Annotated in this window: 16 protein-coding genes; 8 read left to right on the forward strand and 8 right to left on the reverse strand. The window is 43.5% G+C overall.

Annotation, left to right across the window (positions count from 1 at the left end; all coding sequences use genetic code 11):
* Positions 1-91 precede the first annotated feature (91 nt).
* The 3 genes from JMY06_RS05190 (at position 92) to JMY06_RS05200 (ending at position 2406) form a co-directional block, all read left to right on the forward strand.
* Positions 92-760, forward strand: a complete 669-nt coding sequence (locus JMY06_RS05190; RefSeq protein WP_201526533.1) for a c-type cytochrome — start codon at positions 92-94, stop codon at positions 758-760.
* Positions 761-931: 171 nt separating this feature from the next.
* Entirely contained in the window at positions 932-2083 is a 1152-nt protein-coding gene (locus tag JMY06_RS05195) for a hypothetical protein (RefSeq protein ID WP_201526532.1), read from the forward strand.
* Positions 2083-2406 carry an RnfH family protein gene (locus JMY06_RS05200; RefSeq protein ID WP_201616827.1) on the forward strand — a complete coding sequence of 108 codons (324 nt, stop codon included), beginning with the start codon at positions 2083-2085 and terminating at the stop codon, positions 2404-2406. The genes JMY06_RS05195 and JMY06_RS05200 overlap by 1 nt, the downstream gene beginning before the upstream one ends.
* 127 nt (positions 2407-2533) lie before the next feature.
* Here JMY06_RS05200 and JMY06_RS05205 read toward each other — a convergent pair whose 3' ends face one another.
* Entirely contained in the window at positions 2534-2968 is a 435-nt protein-coding gene (locus JMY06_RS05205) for an outer membrane protein assembly factor BamE (RefSeq protein ID WP_201616829.1), read from the reverse strand.
* Between the two features lie 325 nt (positions 2969-3293).
* Between JMY06_RS05205 and fur the strand changes: the two genes are divergently transcribed.
* Positions 3294-3728: a ferric iron uptake transcriptional regulator gene (gene fur, locus JMY06_RS05210; RefSeq protein ID WP_201526527.1), complete on the forward strand. Its 435-nt coding sequence runs from the start codon at positions 3294-3296 to the stop codon at positions 3726-3728.
* A 169-nt stretch (positions 3729-3897) separates the two neighbouring features.
* On the opposite strand, the gene JMY06_RS05215 is transcribed toward fur, so the two are convergent.
* Positions 3898-5019: a PilT/PilU family type 4a pilus ATPase gene (locus JMY06_RS05215; protein ID WP_201526526.1), complete on the reverse strand. Its 1122-nt coding sequence runs from the start codon at positions 5017-5019 to the stop codon at positions 3898-3900.
* 93 nt (positions 5020-5112) lie between these two features.
* On the reverse strand, positions 5113-6168 hold the full coding sequence (locus JMY06_RS05220; protein ID WP_201526525.1) for a type IV pilus twitching motility protein PilT: 1056 nt from the start codon (positions 6166-6168) through the stop codon (positions 5113-5115).
* 332 nt (positions 6169-6500) lie between these two features.
* On the opposite strand from JMY06_RS05220, the gene JMY06_RS05225 reads away from it, so the two are divergent.
* Positions 6501-7199: a YggS family pyridoxal phosphate-dependent enzyme gene (locus JMY06_RS05225; protein WP_201616830.1), complete on the forward strand. Its 699-nt coding sequence runs from the start codon at positions 6501-6503 to the stop codon at positions 7197-7199.
* Between the two features lie 8 nt (positions 7200-7207).
* Here JMY06_RS05225 and JMY06_RS05230 read toward each other — a convergent pair whose 3' ends face one another.
* Together JMY06_RS05230 and JMY06_RS05235 are read right to left on the reverse strand one after the other, a co-directional pair.
* On the reverse strand, positions 7208-8482 hold the full coding sequence (locus JMY06_RS05230; protein ID WP_201526523.1) for a hemolysin family protein: 1275 nt from the start codon (positions 8480-8482) through the stop codon (positions 7208-7210).
* Positions 8483-8678: 196 nt separating this feature from the next.
* Positions 8679-10361, reverse strand: a complete 1683-nt coding sequence (locus tag JMY06_RS05235; RefSeq protein ID WP_201616832.1) for an NAD+ synthase — start codon at positions 10359-10361, stop codon at positions 8679-8681.
* Between the two features lie 661 nt (positions 10362-11022).
* Between JMY06_RS05235 and JMY06_RS05240 the strand changes: the two genes are divergently transcribed.
* The 3 genes from JMY06_RS05240 to epmA all read left to right on the forward strand — a co-directional run bounded on the left by JMY06_RS05240 (position 11023) and on the right by epmA (position 14539).
* The gene (locus JMY06_RS05240) at positions 11023-12198 is read left to right on the forward strand and encodes an AI-2E family transporter (protein WP_201616833.1); all 1176 of its coding nucleotides are present in this window, start codon (positions 11023-11025) and stop codon (positions 12196-12198) included.
* Positions 12199-12285: 87 nt separating this feature from the next.
* Entirely contained in the window at positions 12286-13458 is a 1173-nt protein-coding gene (locus JMY06_RS05245; RefSeq protein WP_227672181.1) for a 4-phosphoerythronate dehydrogenase, read from the forward strand.
* A 46-nt stretch (positions 13459-13504) separates the two neighbouring features.
* The gene (epmA, locus tag JMY06_RS05250) at positions 13505-14539 is read left to right on the forward strand and encodes an EF-P lysine aminoacylase EpmA (RefSeq protein ID WP_201616835.1); all 1035 of its coding nucleotides are present in this window, start codon (positions 13505-13507) and stop codon (positions 14537-14539) included.
* Positions 14540-14685: 146 nt separating this feature from the next.
* Here the strand turns inward: epmA and JMY06_RS05255 are convergent, their stop codons facing one another.
* From JMY06_RS05255 to JMY06_RS05265, 3 genes are all read right to left on the reverse strand, one after another.
* Positions 14686-15327, reverse strand: a complete 642-nt coding sequence (locus JMY06_RS05255) for an NAD(P)H-binding protein (protein ID WP_227672182.1) — start codon at positions 15325-15327, stop codon at positions 14686-14688.
* A gap of 182 nt (positions 15328-15509) precedes the next feature.
* Positions 15510-15959 carry a YaiI/YqxD family protein gene (locus JMY06_RS05260; RefSeq protein ID WP_201526514.1) on the reverse strand — a complete coding sequence of 150 codons (450 nt, stop codon included), beginning with the start codon at positions 15957-15959 and terminating at the stop codon, positions 15510-15512.
* Positions 15959-17359, reverse strand: coding sequence for a 5-(carboxyamino)imidazole ribonucleotide synthase (locus tag JMY06_RS05265; protein ID WP_201616836.1), 1401 nt, complete (start codon positions 17357-17359; stop codon positions 15959-15961). Before JMY06_RS05265 ends, JMY06_RS05260 begins: the two co-directional genes overlap by 1 nt.
* Between the last annotated feature and the right edge of the window lie 34 nt (positions 17360-17393).

The raw sequence follows: 17393 nt of genomic DNA on the forward strand, positions 1-17393 counted from the left end.
TTGATACATATCGGGTGTCTTATTAGTATAACTACTCTAAGTTACAATCAATCTCAATAATGCTTACGTCGAGTTAGTAGGATCTGTATCCATGAAAAAGTTAATCGCTGCCGCCAGCTTATGTGTTGCAAGTTTCAGCGTACAAGCTGCTATCACTGTTCCTGAATATGATGCTAATGCAGGTAAACAAATCGCTGAAACGGTCTGTGCCGCCTGTCATGGTGTCGACGGGGTGAGTATCGTCCCATCCCAGCCCAATGTGGGTGGTCAAAACGTCAAATATCTGTATAAACAACTGGTCAATTTTAAATCAGGCTATCGTAAAAACGGTATTATGCAATCACAAGTGGCGAATCTATCACAGCAAGACCTTGCCAACGTGTCAGGTTATTATGCTGAGCAAGCGCCTTGGGGCGTTGGCTTTGGTAATCCTGCGACCACTCAAGAAGCCACTAAGCTATTTTTAGGTGGTGATAAGTCGCGTGGAGTGATTGGTTGCGCAGGCTGTCATGGTCCAGATGCAGCGGGTAATACTTGGGCCGCATTTCCGCGTCTAGGTGGTCAACATTCTCTATATATCGCAACCCAGCTTAAATTGTTCCGTGCCGCTGGTCGTGAGGATGATATCGATAGTGATGATCAAAAACGTATCAATGATGCGGATAAAGAAGGCGAAATGGGAATGATGCAAACGGTAGCATCGAGACTATCAGATCGTGATATTCGTATTTTGTCAGATTATCTTAGCGCTATTCATTAAACAGATAGGGTAATAAGACACTATGCTGGGCTTATTACCCTATCTGCGGACTTATGATTCGCTATTAAACCCCGTTCTCGGGGTTTTTTTATAGCTGCATAACCTCTATAGTCTTTATGAAAGCTATTGTTGTTATTTTTATTATTTACCTTAGATTTTTGGATTGAGATTATGATGATCCGCTATGCATCTTATTTTATGGCAGCTTTATTGCCGCTATTACTGTTTCGGTGGTTTGCGCCTGCTTCCATTGGCGAGATTGACTTCTGGTTACTCTGGTTATTAGCTATGGTGGTGGTATCGCTTCCGGTCATTTATGCTGAGATAGCACTGGCCTATCGCAGCACTGAAGCGCCATTGGCAGGCATGCAAAAGCTAACTCGCGAGGCCGATGCCAGTCCGTTGTGGCGCAGTTTTGGTTGGTTGGCGGCGCTTGTAGCGATAGTTATTGCCGCTTTGGTCATATCAGGGGCGAGCAGCGGTATATTATCCGCTTTAACGGCGCTTGATAGTGTCCCTGCTGTGCCTAGTTTTGCGGTTGCGGCAGGTCTCATGGTCATCGCGGTATTGCTTAGTTTATTGGGCGTTGCCCCGTTACCGATTGGCTTAGGGCTTATGGTCATAGGTCTGGCAATGGGTTTGGCTGGCGGTTTACCGCGTATTGATTTTGCGATGACTGGTATCAGTTTAAGCGAGTGGGCACGTGCCGTAGCCTTGGCATTAGTGAGCGTTGGCGCGGGTACCGGTCTGTACTGGTTCGGTCAGCATTTAATAACCAAACAAGCTACCACCGCTGTTGACAGCAGTCAGCATAATACACCGAACTCACGCACATCCAGCGGCGCTAGTAAGCTTAATAGCTACCGCGCTACTAAACTGGTATTACCGATTTGGATACTGCAACTACTGGTTGGCATGGTGGCATTATTTATCAGCGGCTTAACGTTGCCGCCTATTGGCCAGCTGTTATATTGGTTCGGGGTGTTATTTGTCGCCAGTTATTTACTGCATTATAGTGCTCAGCAATTGGCGCATAAATTTGGTCTTTTGATTAGCTTGGTACTAACCTTAGTAATAGGTCTGATATTGGTAATTGCGATACCGACCACGTGGCTGGTTGGGATATTGGTAATTATTAGCAGTGTCGCGGTGTTGTTGTTATCAGTTTTTGTAGGCTGGCGCATGAAAATCAGTCATTTGCGTAAGTCGTTAAACTTCGGCAATGAAGCGCTATACAATTTATGGCGGATAGCCATTCGACTGATTGTGCCTTTGGCATTGATTTTAGCATTAATAGGCTGGGTGATGCAGTGGTTGAGCTGATGACTGTCCATTTGGCGTACGCTGAAGATGCGCAGCGCCAGCACTATTTAACCCTGCAAGTGGCTGCTGGTACAACTTTATACCAGGCACTAGAGCAGGCGGGCTGGTTGACTCAGTTTCCTGATTTAGCAGAATGGTGTGCGCAAGTTGCTGATATCGCTAACCCTAAAGCTAAGCTATGGCATGTCGGTATCTACGCGCAAAAACAGCCGCTTAACTATCTGCTGCAGCCGCTCGATCGCATTGAAGTCTATCGTAGCTTAAGCGCTGATCCTATGTCTCAGCGCAAAAGTAAAAGCACCAAAAAAGTAAAATATAATTAATAATGAAGTATCGTTAACAATGTTGTCGGACGAAAATTCAGCACTCACAAAGTAACATTCAATGAGCCGTTACTTTCACGAAGTAATGGTACTGTTTGAGTCTCAATGAGCCGTTACTTTTGTTATCTTAAGAGACAGGTAGCGACTCAAGACCTTCAATACGAGTCACCACGCCATTAGCATCAAAATAGATTATTAGATGCTGACTGGCATTTTTGACATCGGCGATACCTTTACGGCGACCTTCAGTACCCGCTTGATAGTCATAGATATAGTCCCAACGATTGGGTTCAAGCGTGTCTCTAATAGCTGGGCTACCCAAGATATAAAGGACTTGGTTTTGGTTCATACCCACTTGCAACTTTTGCGCTTGCGTTTGAGTAATGGGGGTCCCTTGTGGCAAATCAATCTTATAGACACTAAGCAACGAGCAACCAGACATAGCGACAGATGCGCCTAGGGTTGCAGTAATCATAAGCGTGCGTAAAGTGCGAGTATAGCTAAGCGGACGGCGACTAAGAGGACGCAAGGTTAACGGCTTTATCATGGTAAGATGACTCATAAGAAATGGGTTAGGCGCGGCTAAGTGCAGCTAATGCAAGTCTTACCGGCAATCACCGATAAATGATACGTCATTTACTGCTCATTGCCTACTACTTACGACATTATTTACCAAACAGCGCCCGATATGCGTTATGATTTATAGTGTAAATTCATAGACTTGCATTAAAATAATTGGTATGTGTTAGTTTATTATTGATGTGATATTTCCCCCATTTATCACTGCTAATATTTTAAAAATTCAATAATAATGAATTCACAACCCTTATTAACCTCACTTTTTTGTGTTTTTATTTGCTAAGACTTCAATAGTCAAAAGGAATATCATGGCTTCTTTTACCAATCAAGATTTACGTAAAGCGGGTTTGAAAGTGACTTTACCGCGTATTAAGATTTTAGAGCTGCTTGAGAGTGCAGAGCTGCATCATATGAGTGCTGAGGAAGTATATAAAGCACTGATTGAGCAAGGTGAAGATGTGGGCTTAGCGACCGTATATCGTGTGCTGACTCAATTTGAGCAAGCAGGCATCGTTGAGCGTCATAATTTTGAAAATAATTTATCGGTGTTCGAGATTGCACAAGAAGAGCATCATGACCATCTGGTCTGTGATGTTTGTGGCAAGATTATCGAGTTTCATAATGAGACCATCGAGAAAGAACAGCTTAAAGTCGCTAAAGAACACGGCTTTAAACTCTCGGGCCATTCATTGGTGCTTTTCGGTATTTGTAATAATCAAGACTGCAAAGATAGTGCTAAGTAAGTTTTTGCTAGTTGACAGTCAATTATTGATAGCTATTTTTAGTAGGGGCTAATTATATTCAGTTATTTATTAACCGCCCCTTAGTAGATTTGATAAACAAAAAACAGCACTCATTATAAGCGCTGTTTTTTATGTTGTGTTTTTATATTATGACTTTATTAGTGCTTTTCTAGTTGATGTCTAATGACAAGCCATCAGCCCCTTCATCTAGATTTTGGGTGCTATTTTTAATGCTAAGTTTGATTTTGAGGCGCAAGTCATTCGGCGAGTCAGCATGACTGATGGCGTCTTGATACGTGATGTCACCATTTTCATATAAATCAAATAGCGCCTGATCAAAGGTTTGCATGCCGCTATCACGTGAGCGCGTCATGACCTCTTTAATCTCGTGAATTTCACCTTTACGAATATAGTCACTTATCAGCTGCGAGTTTAATAAAATCTCGATAGCGGCACGGCGACTTTTGCCGTCAGGGGTTGGAATAAGCTGCTGGGCGATAATGGCTTGCAGATTCAGCGATAAATCCATAAACAACTGATTGTGACGATCAGACTCAAAAAAGTGAATGATACGATCAACGGCTTGGTTTGCGTTATTGGCATGCAAGGTGGCAAACACCAAATGCCCAGTTTCAGCATATTGAATGGCGTAACTCATGACTTCACGGTTACGAATCTCTCCGATTAAGATGACATCTGGTGCTTGGCGCAAGGTATTTTTTAGACCGGCCTCGAACGTTAAGGTATCGATGCCAACCTCACGCTGGGTGACGATACAGCCGTGATGCTGATGCACAAACTCAATGGGATCTTCGATAGTAATGATGTGTCCATGTGAGTTTTGATTGCGGTAGCCGACCATGGCGGCAAGGGTAGTGGACTTACCCGTACCAGTAGCGCCTACCAGTAGAATGATACCGCGCTTTTTCATGGCCAGCTCTTTCAATGAAGGCGGCAGGCGCAGCTCCTCGACGGTAGGGATTTTATTTTCGATTTTTCGTAAAATCATTCCTGCCATATCGCGCTGCATAAAAGCACTGACACGAAAACGCGCTTGCTGGGCATTATCAGTAATAGCAAATTGACATTCGTTGGTCTCTTTGAACTCTTGCTTTTGATTTTCGGTCATCACGCTTTTGACCAGCATCATTGTTTGTTCAGCCGTTAGCGGTGTTTTTCCAACCGGACGAATAGTGCCATTCACCTTCATTGAGGGGGCCACATCAGCGGTGATAAATAAATCAGAGCCGTTATTTTTTATCATCAGTTGTAGTAGCTTATCAAAGTCCATAGCGTACCTAATATAAAATACATACTGTTATTGAGGAAGGGGATGAATGTTTTTTAAACTTAACCAACGCTTATTAAAAACCAGCAATCGCTTTTAGATAAAAGCCTCAGGCTGTTTGGCATATGGGCGCGCCACGTCTTTACTGATCGTGCCTTTGGTCACCAAGTTTTTGAGTGACTGATCGAGGGTGATCATACCGTCGCTGGACCCAGTCTGAATCGATGAATACATCTGGGCGATTTTATTTTCGCGTATCAAGTTGCGAATCGCTGGCGTGCCCAACATAATCTCATGCGCAGCAACACGGCCCCCTGTTTGTTTACGTAACAGGCTTTGGGAAATCACGGCTTGTAGCGACTCAGATAACATCGCGCGGATCATATCTTTTTCGGCAGCAGGGAACACGTCAATCACGCGGTCAATAGTCTTGGCCGCTGAGCTGGTATGCAAGGTGCCGAATACCAAATGTCCCGTTTCAGCAGCGGTTAAGGCCAAGCGGATGGTCTCGAGGTCACGTAGCTCACCGACTAAAATAACGTCTGGATCTTCGCGCAAGGCAGAGCGAAGTGCCGGCTCAAATCCCAAAGTATCTCGGTGAACCTCGCGCTGGTTGATCAGGCTTTTTTTTGATTCGTGGACAAACTCAATAGGATCTTCAATCGTTAGGATATGTTCTTTACGAGTCTCGTTGATATAATCGACCATCGCCGCTAGTGTGGTTGACTTTCCTGAACCTGTCGGACCAGTCACTAATACCACCCCGCGTTTAAAGTTCGAGACGCGTTTAAATACTTCACCCATACCTAAATCTTCTAGAGTTAAAACTTTGGATGGAATAATACGAAAGACTGCACCCGCACCACGATTTTGGTTAAAGGCATTGACCCGAAAACGTGCTAAATTCGGAATTTCAAATGAAAAGTCGGTCTCAAAAAACTCCTCAAAGTCGGAGCGCTGTCTATCATTCATGATGTCGTATATCAGCTGATGTACCACCTGATGGGTCATAGCTGGCATGTTAATGCGCGTCATCTCGCCATCGACCCGAATCATCGCTGGCATGCCAGCAGAAATATGTAAATCTGATGCTTTATGCTTGACAGTAAAACGCAGCAAATCTTCAATACTTAAGGTGCTTTTTTCAGCCATGGTCGGGTATTCCTATCAGTCAAAACTCAATCAATACGAGTAAGAAGCACAAATCACAAAATTAGATTATTGAATAGGCAGGTATACTATTGTGTTTGGCTGCTTTCATTACAATGAATACTGGCACTGGCAGCATACATTAAATAATGTAACAATATGATAACAATACTATTCTTATTTAACCATCAACGATATAAATTAAATGTAAAAATAGCCGACTAACGGTTAAGTTTATCTAGATTTCCAAATCAATCACATTGTTTATTCTGAGTTTTTTATAAATAGTGTTTTTATATACTCTTCTTAATCACAATCAAGATAATGAGAATAATATGGATAGCACTCTTTTAACGGATAACTGGCAACAGGTGTGTCAGCAAGTTGTACAGGCAAGCAAGCAAGCTGGGCATGAGGCAACGGATAACGTGACTTTGCTAGCAGTATCAAAAACCAAACCGGCCGAAATGGTGGCCACATTAGCCAAACAGGGCCAGCGTGATTTTGGTGAAAATTACCTGCAAGAAGCGATTGAAAAAATTGCCACTTTAAAAAATCAGCCTGAAGGCGAGGAGATTGTTTGGCATTATATTGGTAGTATTCAGCGTAATAAAACTCGCGATATTGCTGAGCATTTTGATTGGGTGCAGACCCTTGAGCGCGATATTATTGCTAAGCGTCTCAATGATCAGCGCCCAGACAATATGGCACCGCTTAATGTACTTATTCAGATTAATATTGATGATGAGAATAGCAAGTCAGGTTGCCGTCCAGAAGAGTTGTCAGAGCTTATTGGCACTGCTAAAAGCTATGAGCGTCTGCAACTGCGCGGCTTGATGATTATCCCGGCCAAAGACGATACTGATGCCTTTGCGCGAACGCAGCAGCTATTTGAGAGTATCAAACAGCAGCATCCAGAATTGTTAGCATGGGACACCCTGAGCATGGGCATGAGTGATGATATGGCAGACGCGATTGCCAACGGTTCGACTATGGTGCGCGTGGGTACGGCAATATTTGGGGCACGTGAGTAATCGTATTTTTAAGCCGCATCTATAAATTTAGTCACTAGCAATTGATTGATTTTAAGATTGTCGGTCGCAAGAATCTCAAAGTGATAACAGGCATATTTAATACTGTCTGTTTTTTTTGGAATTTTGCGGAGCATAAACATCATAAAACCGCTAATAGTCTCGTAGTTTTCACTATGAGGCAGATTAACAATACCGAGTGCACGAATCACATCTTCAATAGGGGTCATGCCATCAATCAGCCATGAGTCATCGGTACGTTGAACAATGGGCTGCTCCTCTAAGGTTACCAGCTCGCCCATAACGATACTCATCACGTCTTTGAGGGTAATGACGCCCACCACCAGCGCATATTCATTAACGATAACGGCAAAGTCTGCACCATTAGATTTGAAAGTTTCTAACACCTCGAACAATGACAAAGTATCGGGTATAAATAACGCTGATTTGAGTAGCGCCTTGTCAGTCAGGCAAACCTGTTGCTGCTCAAGTACGGAAGCCAAAAAGCTGCGCGATTCCACATAACCGATAATATGCTCCAAATCTTCACCGCTACAAACTAAAAACTTATTATGCGGTTGACGAATCATCACCGCGACCACCTGTTCAGTGCTGGCTTTGGTATCAAAATAAACAATATTTTCGCGCGGATTCATGACTGAAGTCACCGTGCGCTCTTGCATCTCAAAGATATTTTCAATCAAGTGATGCTCTTGATGCTTAATGACGCCGGCCTCCGCACCTGCGTCCATAACCGCATAAATGTCTTCTGATGTCATCTCATCTTGGCGTACGGTAGAGATGCCTATTAACTTAAAGAGGGAGTTTGCTGCCCCATCAAATACCCAAATAATAGGTTTAAATATAAAAATTAAAAAAATCATCGGTCGTACCATTTTTACTGCAATGGCTTCAGCATTCGACATTGCCAAACGCTTGGGCATCAAATCAGCGAACAGCACAAACACGCTGGTCACGATAATAAAGGATAGGATGGATGCCAACGCTTCATGACCAAATAATTGCTCTAGATAGGGACTGATTGCCGATTCACCGATGACCCCTGCTAGGATTGCCACTGCATTGAGCGCAATTTGTACCACAGTAATAAAGCTACCGGGCTGTTCTTGCATATTAAGTACGTCAAGCGCACGTACTTCACCAGATTTTGCCATTACTTGAAGCTTGATTTTACGAGCTGAGGCAAGCGCCAGCTCGGAGCTTGACACTACGGCACTTAACGCAATTAAGATAAAAATAAACACACTGGCGGTTAGCAAGCTCATGAAATACTCGGATAGGAACTGGTCAGGGCGACCGTTAAGATAGGGTGGTTAAGGTAGGTAATTTAGAATAATTCATTAAATTCAATTTTCTAATGATAAAATTCTGATAATAAAAAAGCTGGGTAAATAAGCACCCAGCTGATAGTAAAAGTGACGATAAGAGATAAGCTTAAGGAATTAGTTCAGGCGTTAACGCTTAGCCTTTTATTGACCATTTATTAACCAAGGGATAACGGCGCTCACGACCAAAGGCTTTATGGCTAATCTTGGTACCGATTGGTGCTTGACGGCGTTTGTGTTCGCTCTTATCGACCATAGTGATGATTTTGGCGACCACCTGGGCATCGAAGCCTTTATCGATGATGTCCTTATAGCCCAAGTCTTCATCGACATATAAAGTGAGGATACCATCGAGAACGTCATAATTTGGCAAGCTATCTTGGTCAATTTGATCCGGACGCAGCTCAGCAGATGGCGGACGGGTGATGACGCGCTCAGGAATAACAGGCGTGTCCTCTAAACGGTTGCGATAGTTGGCCAAGTCATAGACCTGCGACTTGTAGACGTCTTTTAGCACGTCAAAACCACCAGCCATATCGCCATAAAGGGTTGAATAACCGACGGCCAGCTCTGATTTGTTACCCGTGGTGATGACCAAGTGTCCGAACTTATTAGACAAGGCCATTAAGATAACGCCGCGTGCGCGCGCTTGGATATTCTCTTCAGTAGTGTCCGCCGGCGACTTGTTAAATAGAGGCGCTAGCGTATGACGAATACCTTCGACCGCGTCAAAAATAGGGCAAACCGTATAAGAAACATTCAACCGGCGTGCTTGCGCCTGTGCGTCTTCTAAACTGATTTTCGACGTATATTCGTATGGCATCATTACGGCATAAACTTTGTCTGCGCCCAGTGCATCGACAGCGATACATAAGGTTAACGCTGAATCAATACCACCGGACAGGCCGACAATAACACCGGTAAATCCTGAATACTTGACATAATCACGCAAGCCGACGACTAGCGCTTGGTACATCTCTGATTCACGGCTTAATGTCAGGGGCGCTTTAACTTGAGCATTAAATTTAAAGGTATCGACGTTTAAGCTGGCAAGCATAAGCTGAGTCATAAAGCGTGATGCTTCATGAGCGATAGTACCGTCAGCCTGTACCGCCATCGAGCCCCCATCAAATACCAGGTCATCTTGTCCGCCTACTGCGTTCACATAAATAATCGGTAACTTGTTCTCATGGCTACGCTTTACCAGCATAGTCTTGCGCGCGTCTTGTTTTTTCAATTCAAACGGCGAAGCATTTAAGCTAATGATAAGGTCAGCGCCTTGCTGTTTTAGCTCAGAAATGAGGTTCTTTTCCCATAAATCTTCACAGATGAGTAGACCAATGGTAATGCCTTTATAGTCAAATAAAACTTGATTGCGACCTTTATCGAAGTAGCGGCGCTCATCAAATACTCCGTAATTGGGTAGATACTGCTTATGATAAAAGCCTTTTTGATGACCGTTATGCAGGATAGCCGCTGAGTTAAAGGTGCCGTGATGATCGACATGCGGATAACCGACAATCATGACAATATCTTCGATATCGCTTAGAGTGGATAGAGCGCTTTTGACGCGACCAGATAAACTTGGGCGCAACAATAAATCTTGCGGTGGATAGCCTAATAAAGCCAACTCCGGAAAGATGATGACATCAGTGCCTTGAGCACGGGCTTGCAGGGCAAGCGTGCGCATTTTTTCGACGTTAGCTGCGATATCGCCCACTAAAAAGTGCGATTGAGCTAAGGCAAAAGTAACGGTATCAGGAGACACGCTCACATCATTGGTCACAGTAATATTAGAAGTATCATTGTCTTTTGACATTGTTATTGTTCCTATCAATATATCATTTAAAATTTGGTGGATAACGCTGGATTGTCGTTCAAACATGACTATGCACGATGAATCGAAAGCAGGTGTCCAATTAAGTTGTTTGTATAATTAAGTTGAGTTTTCAATTAAGTTATTAGGTTATTAATATAAACCACAGTGTTGAACGTTAAATCTAGAAAACGTGTAGGCGATAATATTCCGCAGCAACACGGCCGCTAAAATCTTGTTTGAGCTACGTATTCAAATTAGGATTAAAAATATGTCTAATGACATTCAAAAATGCAAAATAATACCATTAGTATAACATTAATTATTAAGTCAACGAGAACGCAGCGGTGTTTTACTCGCCTCACTGGCCAGTTCAAATAGTTAAGAAAAAAAGCACTCACTCACTTCGAAGGGCTGAGTCTAAGCTTATTAACACAGGGTTCGAGCTAAATAAAATTGTAAGTAAAAATTACAACATAGTATTATTTATTTGTTATATCTTATTGCATAATTGATGTTAACGGTTAGGCCTTTCTAACTAGCTAGCGTCTATAATGGCAGGAATGGTAGGGTTTGACTGTTTTATGTTATTGATGCCCCTATATTTATAAATTTTATAGCAAAAGCACTCTCGTCTTTGCTATCAATGGTTGGTTAACAAGCTATGATGGAAGACTGGACAAAAGAGTTTATTATTCAGCGCTTGCTGGCGATTAGCCTATTAGTTGTATTATTTATTTTATGTTTTCAAGTGGGACGGTTTTTCATAATACCGGCTTTGTGGGCGGCGATTTTGGCTTATGTTACCTTTCCAATTTATACGTTTTTTCATAAAAAGGTAAGACTCAGTTCGAGCTTTAGTGCGGCTATTATGACGGTAAGCATTGCTTTAATTATTGGAGTGCCACTCGTTATTGGCCTCTTTGTTTTGCAGCAAGAAGCGCTAGGCCTCATTACTAACTTGATTTATCGCGTTAAAATGGGCTACGTGGACGTGCCCGACTCTATTAAAGATTTGCCCATCGTCGGTCGGCAAGTCAAAGACATTCTATCGCAAATCAATGAAAATCCTGAAGGCACGCTTGAAGTAGTTCGTGCGTGGATTCAGTCACACTTATATTATGGCAAGGTGGCATTGGATGTGGTGTTCAGTAACTTGGCGAAGCTTGGGATGGCGCTAATGACGCTGTTTTTCTTTTATCGTGATGGCACCAGCCTAATTCGTCAAATCCGCCAAGCACTACGCAATATCATCGGTAACCGTATCGATGGTTATATTGATTCAGTGGGTACGACAATGCGTGCGGTGGTGTATGGCATTGGACTGGCGGCATTAGCGCAGGCATTATTTGCAGGGGTTGGTTATTATTTCTCCGGCGCACCGAGTCCTATTCTATTGACTATGGTGACCTTTGTGGTGGCGTTGATACCCTTTGGGGCGCCGTTTGCATGGGGAGCGGTCTCTATTTGGCTACTGAGTCAAGGTCATACGACAGAGGGGATTGGACTTGCATTATGGGGCATGTTGGTAATTAGTTGGGTAGATAATTTGATTCGACCTATGGTCATTAGTGGTGCTACCAAGATTCCGTTTATTATTATTTTTATTGGCGTACTTGGTGGTCTCACAGCGTTTGGCTTCGTTGGCCTATTCATTGGGCCTGTGGTATTGGCTATTGGGCTTGCGGTCTGGCGCGAATGGATCTCGCAACATAAGGGTGAGGTTTTTGCCCCAAAAAAAGTGCTATTAACCGACAATCAAGTTCAGCCGCCAGTTTCCGACAACACTCTAGATTCTGATGACAGCACAGAGGTTAATCGTGCCGAAGACGGCCGCTAACCTCGTAATAGGTTAGAATTACTTGCATCCCCGTACTTATTAACTATTATAATAAATATAAACTCCTACCAAGTGAGGTGCTCAACCATGCCTAATATGACTGACGTCAATGCCTTTAACAGCGGTCTACTTACCAGAAATAATAATTCTAAAGATATAAAAGCAGGGCGTACGCTGACTATTATCGCTGACAGTAATATTGCCAGCCTTGATGAGTTTTTTAATGCGCAGACGCTCGGACAAGACACGGCGCAGGCCGTCAATATTGTCACCGTAGCAGGGCGCGATATCACTGCCCAACTGCTCTCCGAATTGCAGCCAGACGTGCTATTAATACGTTCTGTAACCCCCGTTAATGCTGAATTATTAATAGATAATCAGAGTGTACGCTTTGTTGGATCTGCCACCATCGGCACTGACCACGTTGATCAAGCCTATTTATCTGAGCGCAATATCACTTTTGCTAATGCCGCTGGTTGTAGCAAGCATTCAGTCGCGCAATATGTACTCGCAGCAATTTTAACCTTGCGTCCGCGATATTGGCAGCAGCCTTTAGTTTTAGGCATTATCGGACTGGGTAATATTGGCAGCACATTGGCACAATACGCCGCTGATTTGGGCTGGCAGGTACTTGGTTATGATCCGTTATTGCCAGCATCAACGTTTAATAATGCCAGCTTCGATGAGGTCATTAGCCAAAGCGATGCTATTAGTTTACATGTTCCGTTAACCAATGCAGAAGGACGGAACAGTAGCGCTTACCCAACGCGGCATTTGATCGGTGTGGCTGCGTTAGATGCAATGCCAGCCGATACGTTATTAATTAATAGCGCCCGTGGTCCGGTTGTTGATGCCACAGCTTTAGAGGTGAATATAGACCAAACTGCACGGCAAGTGGTACTTGATGTCTTCGAACATGAACCACAAATCGCTGAGCAGTTATTGTCGAAACTGACCATTGCCACCCCGCATATTGCTGGTTACACTTTAGAGGGTAAGCTACGCGGTACGCAAATGGTCTATGATGCGTTATGTGAAGAATTTGACGTAACGCCTGCGCAATCTATGCATAACTTGTTACCGGTCAATATGTATTTATGGTCTGAGCTCAAGGAATATCCGGATAGGCTGATTAAGTTTTATGACATCATGCAAGATGATAAATTGCTACGTGCAAAAGTAACTGACGGACAGGTTAGTGGGGCAGATTTTGACCAATTGCGTCGCGATTATCATTTGCGCCGTGAATGGCAATTTTAATGACTGCTTGATAATAGTTTGTAATAGACAAGATATGTAGAGTGATATGACTCAAGATAATAATGCCTTTAAACCCTATCTTAATGGAGTGTCGTACGCGCCAACAATGAGCCTAACGATGGCGCGTAAGCGTGCAAAAATGCTGCGTGATATTCGCCAGTTCTTTGCTATGCGACAAGTATTAGAAGTACAGACGCCACTACTGTCGCAAGCTGGCAATACGGATACCTTCTTACAATCAGTTAGTGCGCAAGTAACTTATCAAGATAAGCCGACAACTTACTATCTGCATACCTCTCCTGAATTTGCTATGAAGCGGGTGCTGGCTGATTGGCAAGTAGCCATCTATCAGATTTGTCCAGTATTCCGTGATAACGAGATAGGGTCTCGGCATAATATTGAATTTACGATGCTGGAATGGTATCAGCCGCATTATAGCTTAACTGAGCTTGCAAACGAGCTAGGTGCGCTATTAGAAGTGTTATATGGCTATCCGTTAGTGACGAACCATTATCGTTATATCGATGCCTTTATGGACTTTGTGGGTATTCATCCACTGACAGCCAGTATTGATGCGCTACAGGCGGTGGCTGTAGATAAAGGTTTGACAGGGTTTGATTTTGGCATAGAAGAAGGCTTTAATGGTGATAAAGAAGACAGCCGTCAAAGCTGGCTAGATTTATTATTCAGTCATGCTGTGGAGCCTAATTTAGGTCATGACTTGCCGACATTAATTATTGATTATCCACCTGCCACTGCTGCATTAGCAAAAACCGCCCTTGATAAGGACGGTAATCTGGTCGCTAAGCGCTTTGAGCTCTATATCGATGGTATTGAGATTGCCAACGCTTATGATGAGCTGGCCGATGGACAGGCATTACGACAGCGCTTTGAGCAAGACAATGTATTACGTCGCCGCCATAATCTAGCACCAATGCCCATTGATGAACACTTGCTTGCTGCTTGTGATGACCTGCCCCCTTGTAGCGGTATCGCCGTTGGTATCGATAGGCTACTTATGGTGATTGCAGGAGTAATATCTGTGCAAGAGGTGATTACCTTTCCCAGCGGTTTAGCCTGATAGCTTGTTTTGCAGCCTGTGCTATAAATTACTTTATAATACAAGCTGCAATAAAAAAGCGGACAAGCTTATTAACTTGTCCGCTTTTTCTTTAACTAAAAACTGTTAGGGAAACTTCCCTATATAATAAGTTGGCAACCGCTTCCTTATAAGTCTGCGACTGCTTCTTTAATTGGTGTCTCACCATTTTGAATGTGAAAGACTTTCTTACTAGCACTATCAGCACTTAATACCGCTACTAAGGTCGCTGCCACATCCGCAATGGCATTTTCACCAGCCTCAGGACTATTGACCGTAATTTTACCCGTGCCCGCACGCTCTTTTAATGCGCCGGCTTGTACGAGGGTATAATTAAGCGTACTGTCATTAACCAGCCATTCGTCTGCATAATGTTTGCCGATGTAATAACCTTTTAGATCAGCAATGGCAGAGTTGTCCCATTTTTTGGTATCCAGTGAGAATACGGTGCTCAGCATAATATAACGGGTAATACCTTTATCTTGCGCCGCTTGCATAGTTTTGACTGCACCATGCAAATCGACTTCTAACACTTCTTTACCGCCAGAACCCGCCACAAAATAAACAGCATCGATATCGTCATCCATTTGACTTTGAATGTCATCTTTATCAGCAGTAATATCTAAATTCAATTGCGAATAATTATCTGCATCAAATAACTGTTTGTCCTGACGGGTAGTACCGATGACTTGATGGTTAACCGCTAATAGCTTCTCAACCAAATCACTGCCGACACGACCACTTGCGCCAATCACTAAAATTTTCATCATGTTTCCTATTATTATTAATGTGTTTTCGATGTTTGCAACTATCATTCTTGATAATTGATAGTTAACGATTGAACATACGATAACAATAATAGGACAGCTACTAGGTTATGAAGCGTGCGACTTAGATGATGTTTAGTTGCAGAGTGTATAAGCTTTGCAAGAAAGACTTCAAAAACTAACTATCAACGTACAAGGCTATTGAGGCCATCGGCAAAAGCTTTTTTATCACGGTCACCATAAGGTTTTTGCCCACTCATCTGCTGTAGCTCTAACACGCCAGTACCGCGCATGGTATCCATAAAGTCGCGCATATTCAGCTTTTGTTTGATATTGTTTTTATCATAAATAACACCGCGGGTGGTTAATACTTTACCGCCTTTATCCAGAATATCATTGGCCAATGGAATATCACTAGTGATGGCCAAATCACCCGCTTGAATATGCTCAACGATATAATCATCGGCCTTATCAAAGCCTTGGGGTACTACGGTCATGATCAATAACGGCGACTTACGCAGCTTAATCGGTTGATTGGCGACGAATATCGCCACCGTTTGTGTACGCTCAGCAGTCTTGATAATCAAGTCTTTAGCAATCAGTGGCACGGCATCAGCATCAACCCAAATTTGCATTATTTCTTTGCCTTATGATTGCTATCTTGTTTGGCCTTGCTGTTTGTAGCAGGTGTTGAAGATGCTGTTTCCTTTGCAGTATTAAGTTCAGCTTCAACTTCTTCAGCGTTTTGGCTTGCAGCATCGCCTGTGCTATCAAGCTTAGAGACATCAATGTCTATCGCTGTGCTTGTTTTATCGAGACCAACCTTGTTAGGTAACACCGCAATCAGCTTTGCCAACGCAGATTCTAAATCAGCCACATCATTAGGCATTAAGGTAATATGCGCGATTTTACGGTCGTTACGCTCTTCCTTATGATAGCTATGATAATGTATGCCATCGATAGCAAGCACCGCGCTGATATCAGGATATTGTCCCAAGACATTGATCATAATGGAGGGGTGGACGTTGTCGGTATCGCCTAATGGCAGTCCTACTACGGCACGAATATGGTTCTCAAATTGACTGGTAATCGCACCTTCAATACTCCAATGTCCTGAGTTGTGCACTCGCGGAGCGATCTCATTGGCTAGCAAATAGTCATTCCCGCGGGCGTCTTTAGTCACGAACAGCTCTAAGGCCATGACGCCGACGTAATCGAGACGATTCATCACTGTGGTTATCGCCTCTCGTGCTTGCTGGAATAAATGACTGGTACCCACCGATGGCGCTTGGGTCTTAGCAAGGATACCATGATAGTGATGGTTTTCAACCAAATCATAACAGCGTACCGTACCGTCTTGTGCACGCGCCGCAATGATAGACACTTCTCGGTTGAAGTTAATAAAACCTTCGGCAATTAATGGTGCAGGCGTTGTGGTCAGACTGCCTTTACCACCGACGGCATCTTTTAGGTTTTGCCATGCCGCTTTGATATCACTGTCCTCGCAGATGATAAATTGACCTTTGCCATCATAACCACCGCGACTGGTTTTGAGGACGATAGGCAAGCCTAAAGTCTCGCAAGCCTGCTGGAGTTCGGCCTGCGTACTGACTGCGATAAAAGGTACAGTGGCAATATCTAACTCATTAAACATCTGCTTTTCTTTTAAGCGGTCTTGGGCAATCTCAAGGGCGATGGGCGGTGGAAACATTCCTTGTTTGCTGTCGGTACTTTTTGTGCCTGTACTTTTTACGTTTGACTGGGACAACTTAGCCAGCTGCTTAACGGTTGCGGTTGGGGTGTTTTCAAACTCTAAGGTAAACACGTCGGCGGCGGCAATGAAACCATCTAACTGCGTGCTACTAAATACGCGGCCGTAAAGACTGGCGGGGCAACTGACATTGTCTTCTAAAAATACACATTGATAGCCGAGTGGCAGGGCGGCTTCGGCGAGCATCATACCGAGTTGACCACCGCCTAAGATACCGATAGTACGAATGGTTTGGGTAATAGGATAAGCGTTGGCTGTAGTCATGGCGGGCTCTTTGAGTTGGCAATGGATTGAGTCA

It is taken from the genome of Psychrobacter urativorans, assembly GCF_904846675.1.
Classification (GTDB): Bacteria; Pseudomonadota; Gammaproteobacteria; order Pseudomonadales; family Moraxellaceae; genus Psychrobacter; species Psychrobacter urativorans_B.

Coding starts and splice junctions, on each gene's coding strand:
- JMY06_RS05215 (WP_201526526.1), bottom strand. CDS start 5,019: ATGGACTTTGATAAGCTACTACAACTGATGATAAAAAATAACGGCTCT.
- JMY06_RS05195 (WP_201526532.1), top strand. CDS start 932: ATGATGATCCGCTATGCATCTTATTTTATGGCAGCTTTATTGCCGCTA.
- JMY06_RS05225 (WP_201616830.1), top strand. CDS start 6,501: ATGGATAGCACTCTTTTAACGGATAACTGGCAACAGGTGTGTCAGCAA.
- JMY06_RS05235 (WP_201616832.1), bottom strand. CDS start 10,361: ATGTCAAAAGACAATGATACTTCTAATATTACTGTGACCAATGATGTG.
- JMY06_RS05200 (WP_201616827.1), top strand. CDS start 2,083: ATGACTGTCCATTTGGCGTACGCTGAAGATGCGCAGCGCCAGCACTAT.
- JMY06_RS05220 (WP_201526525.1), bottom strand. CDS start 6,168: ATGGCTGAAAAAAGCACCTTAAGTATTGAAGATTTGCTGCGTTTTACT.
- JMY06_RS05245 (WP_227672181.1), top strand. CDS start 12,286: ATGCCTAATATGACTGACGTCAATGCCTTTAACAGCGGTCTACTTACC.
- JMY06_RS05205 (WP_201616829.1), bottom strand. CDS start 2,968: ATGAGTCATCTTACCATGATAAAGCCGTTAACCTTGCGTCCTCTTAGT.
- JMY06_RS05190 (WP_201526533.1), top strand. CDS start 92: ATGAAAAAGTTAATCGCTGCCGCCAGCTTATGTGTTGCAAGTTTCAGC.
- fur (WP_201526527.1), top strand. CDS start 3,294: ATGGCTTCTTTTACCAATCAAGATTTACGTAAAGCGGGTTTGAAAGTG.
- JMY06_RS05230 (WP_201526523.1), bottom strand. CDS start 8,482: ATGAGCTTGCTAACCGCCAGTGTGTTTATTTTTATCTTAATTGCGTTA.
- JMY06_RS05260 (WP_201526514.1), bottom strand. CDS start 15,959: ATGCAAATTTGGGTTGATGCTGATGCCGTGCCACTGATTGCTAAAGAC.
- JMY06_RS05255 (WP_227672182.1), bottom strand. CDS start 15,327: ATGATGAAAATTTTAGTGATTGGCGCAAGTGGTCGTGTCGGCAGTGAT.
- JMY06_RS05265 (WP_201616836.1), bottom strand. CDS start 17,359: ATGACTACAGCCAACGCTTATCCTATTACCCAAACCATTCGTACTATC.
- JMY06_RS05240 (WP_201616833.1), top strand. CDS start 11,023: ATGATGGAAGACTGGACAAAAGAGTTTATTATTCAGCGCTTGCTGGCG.
- epmA (WP_201616835.1), top strand. CDS start 13,505: ATGACTCAAGATAATAATGCCTTTAAACCCTATCTTAATGGAGTGTCG.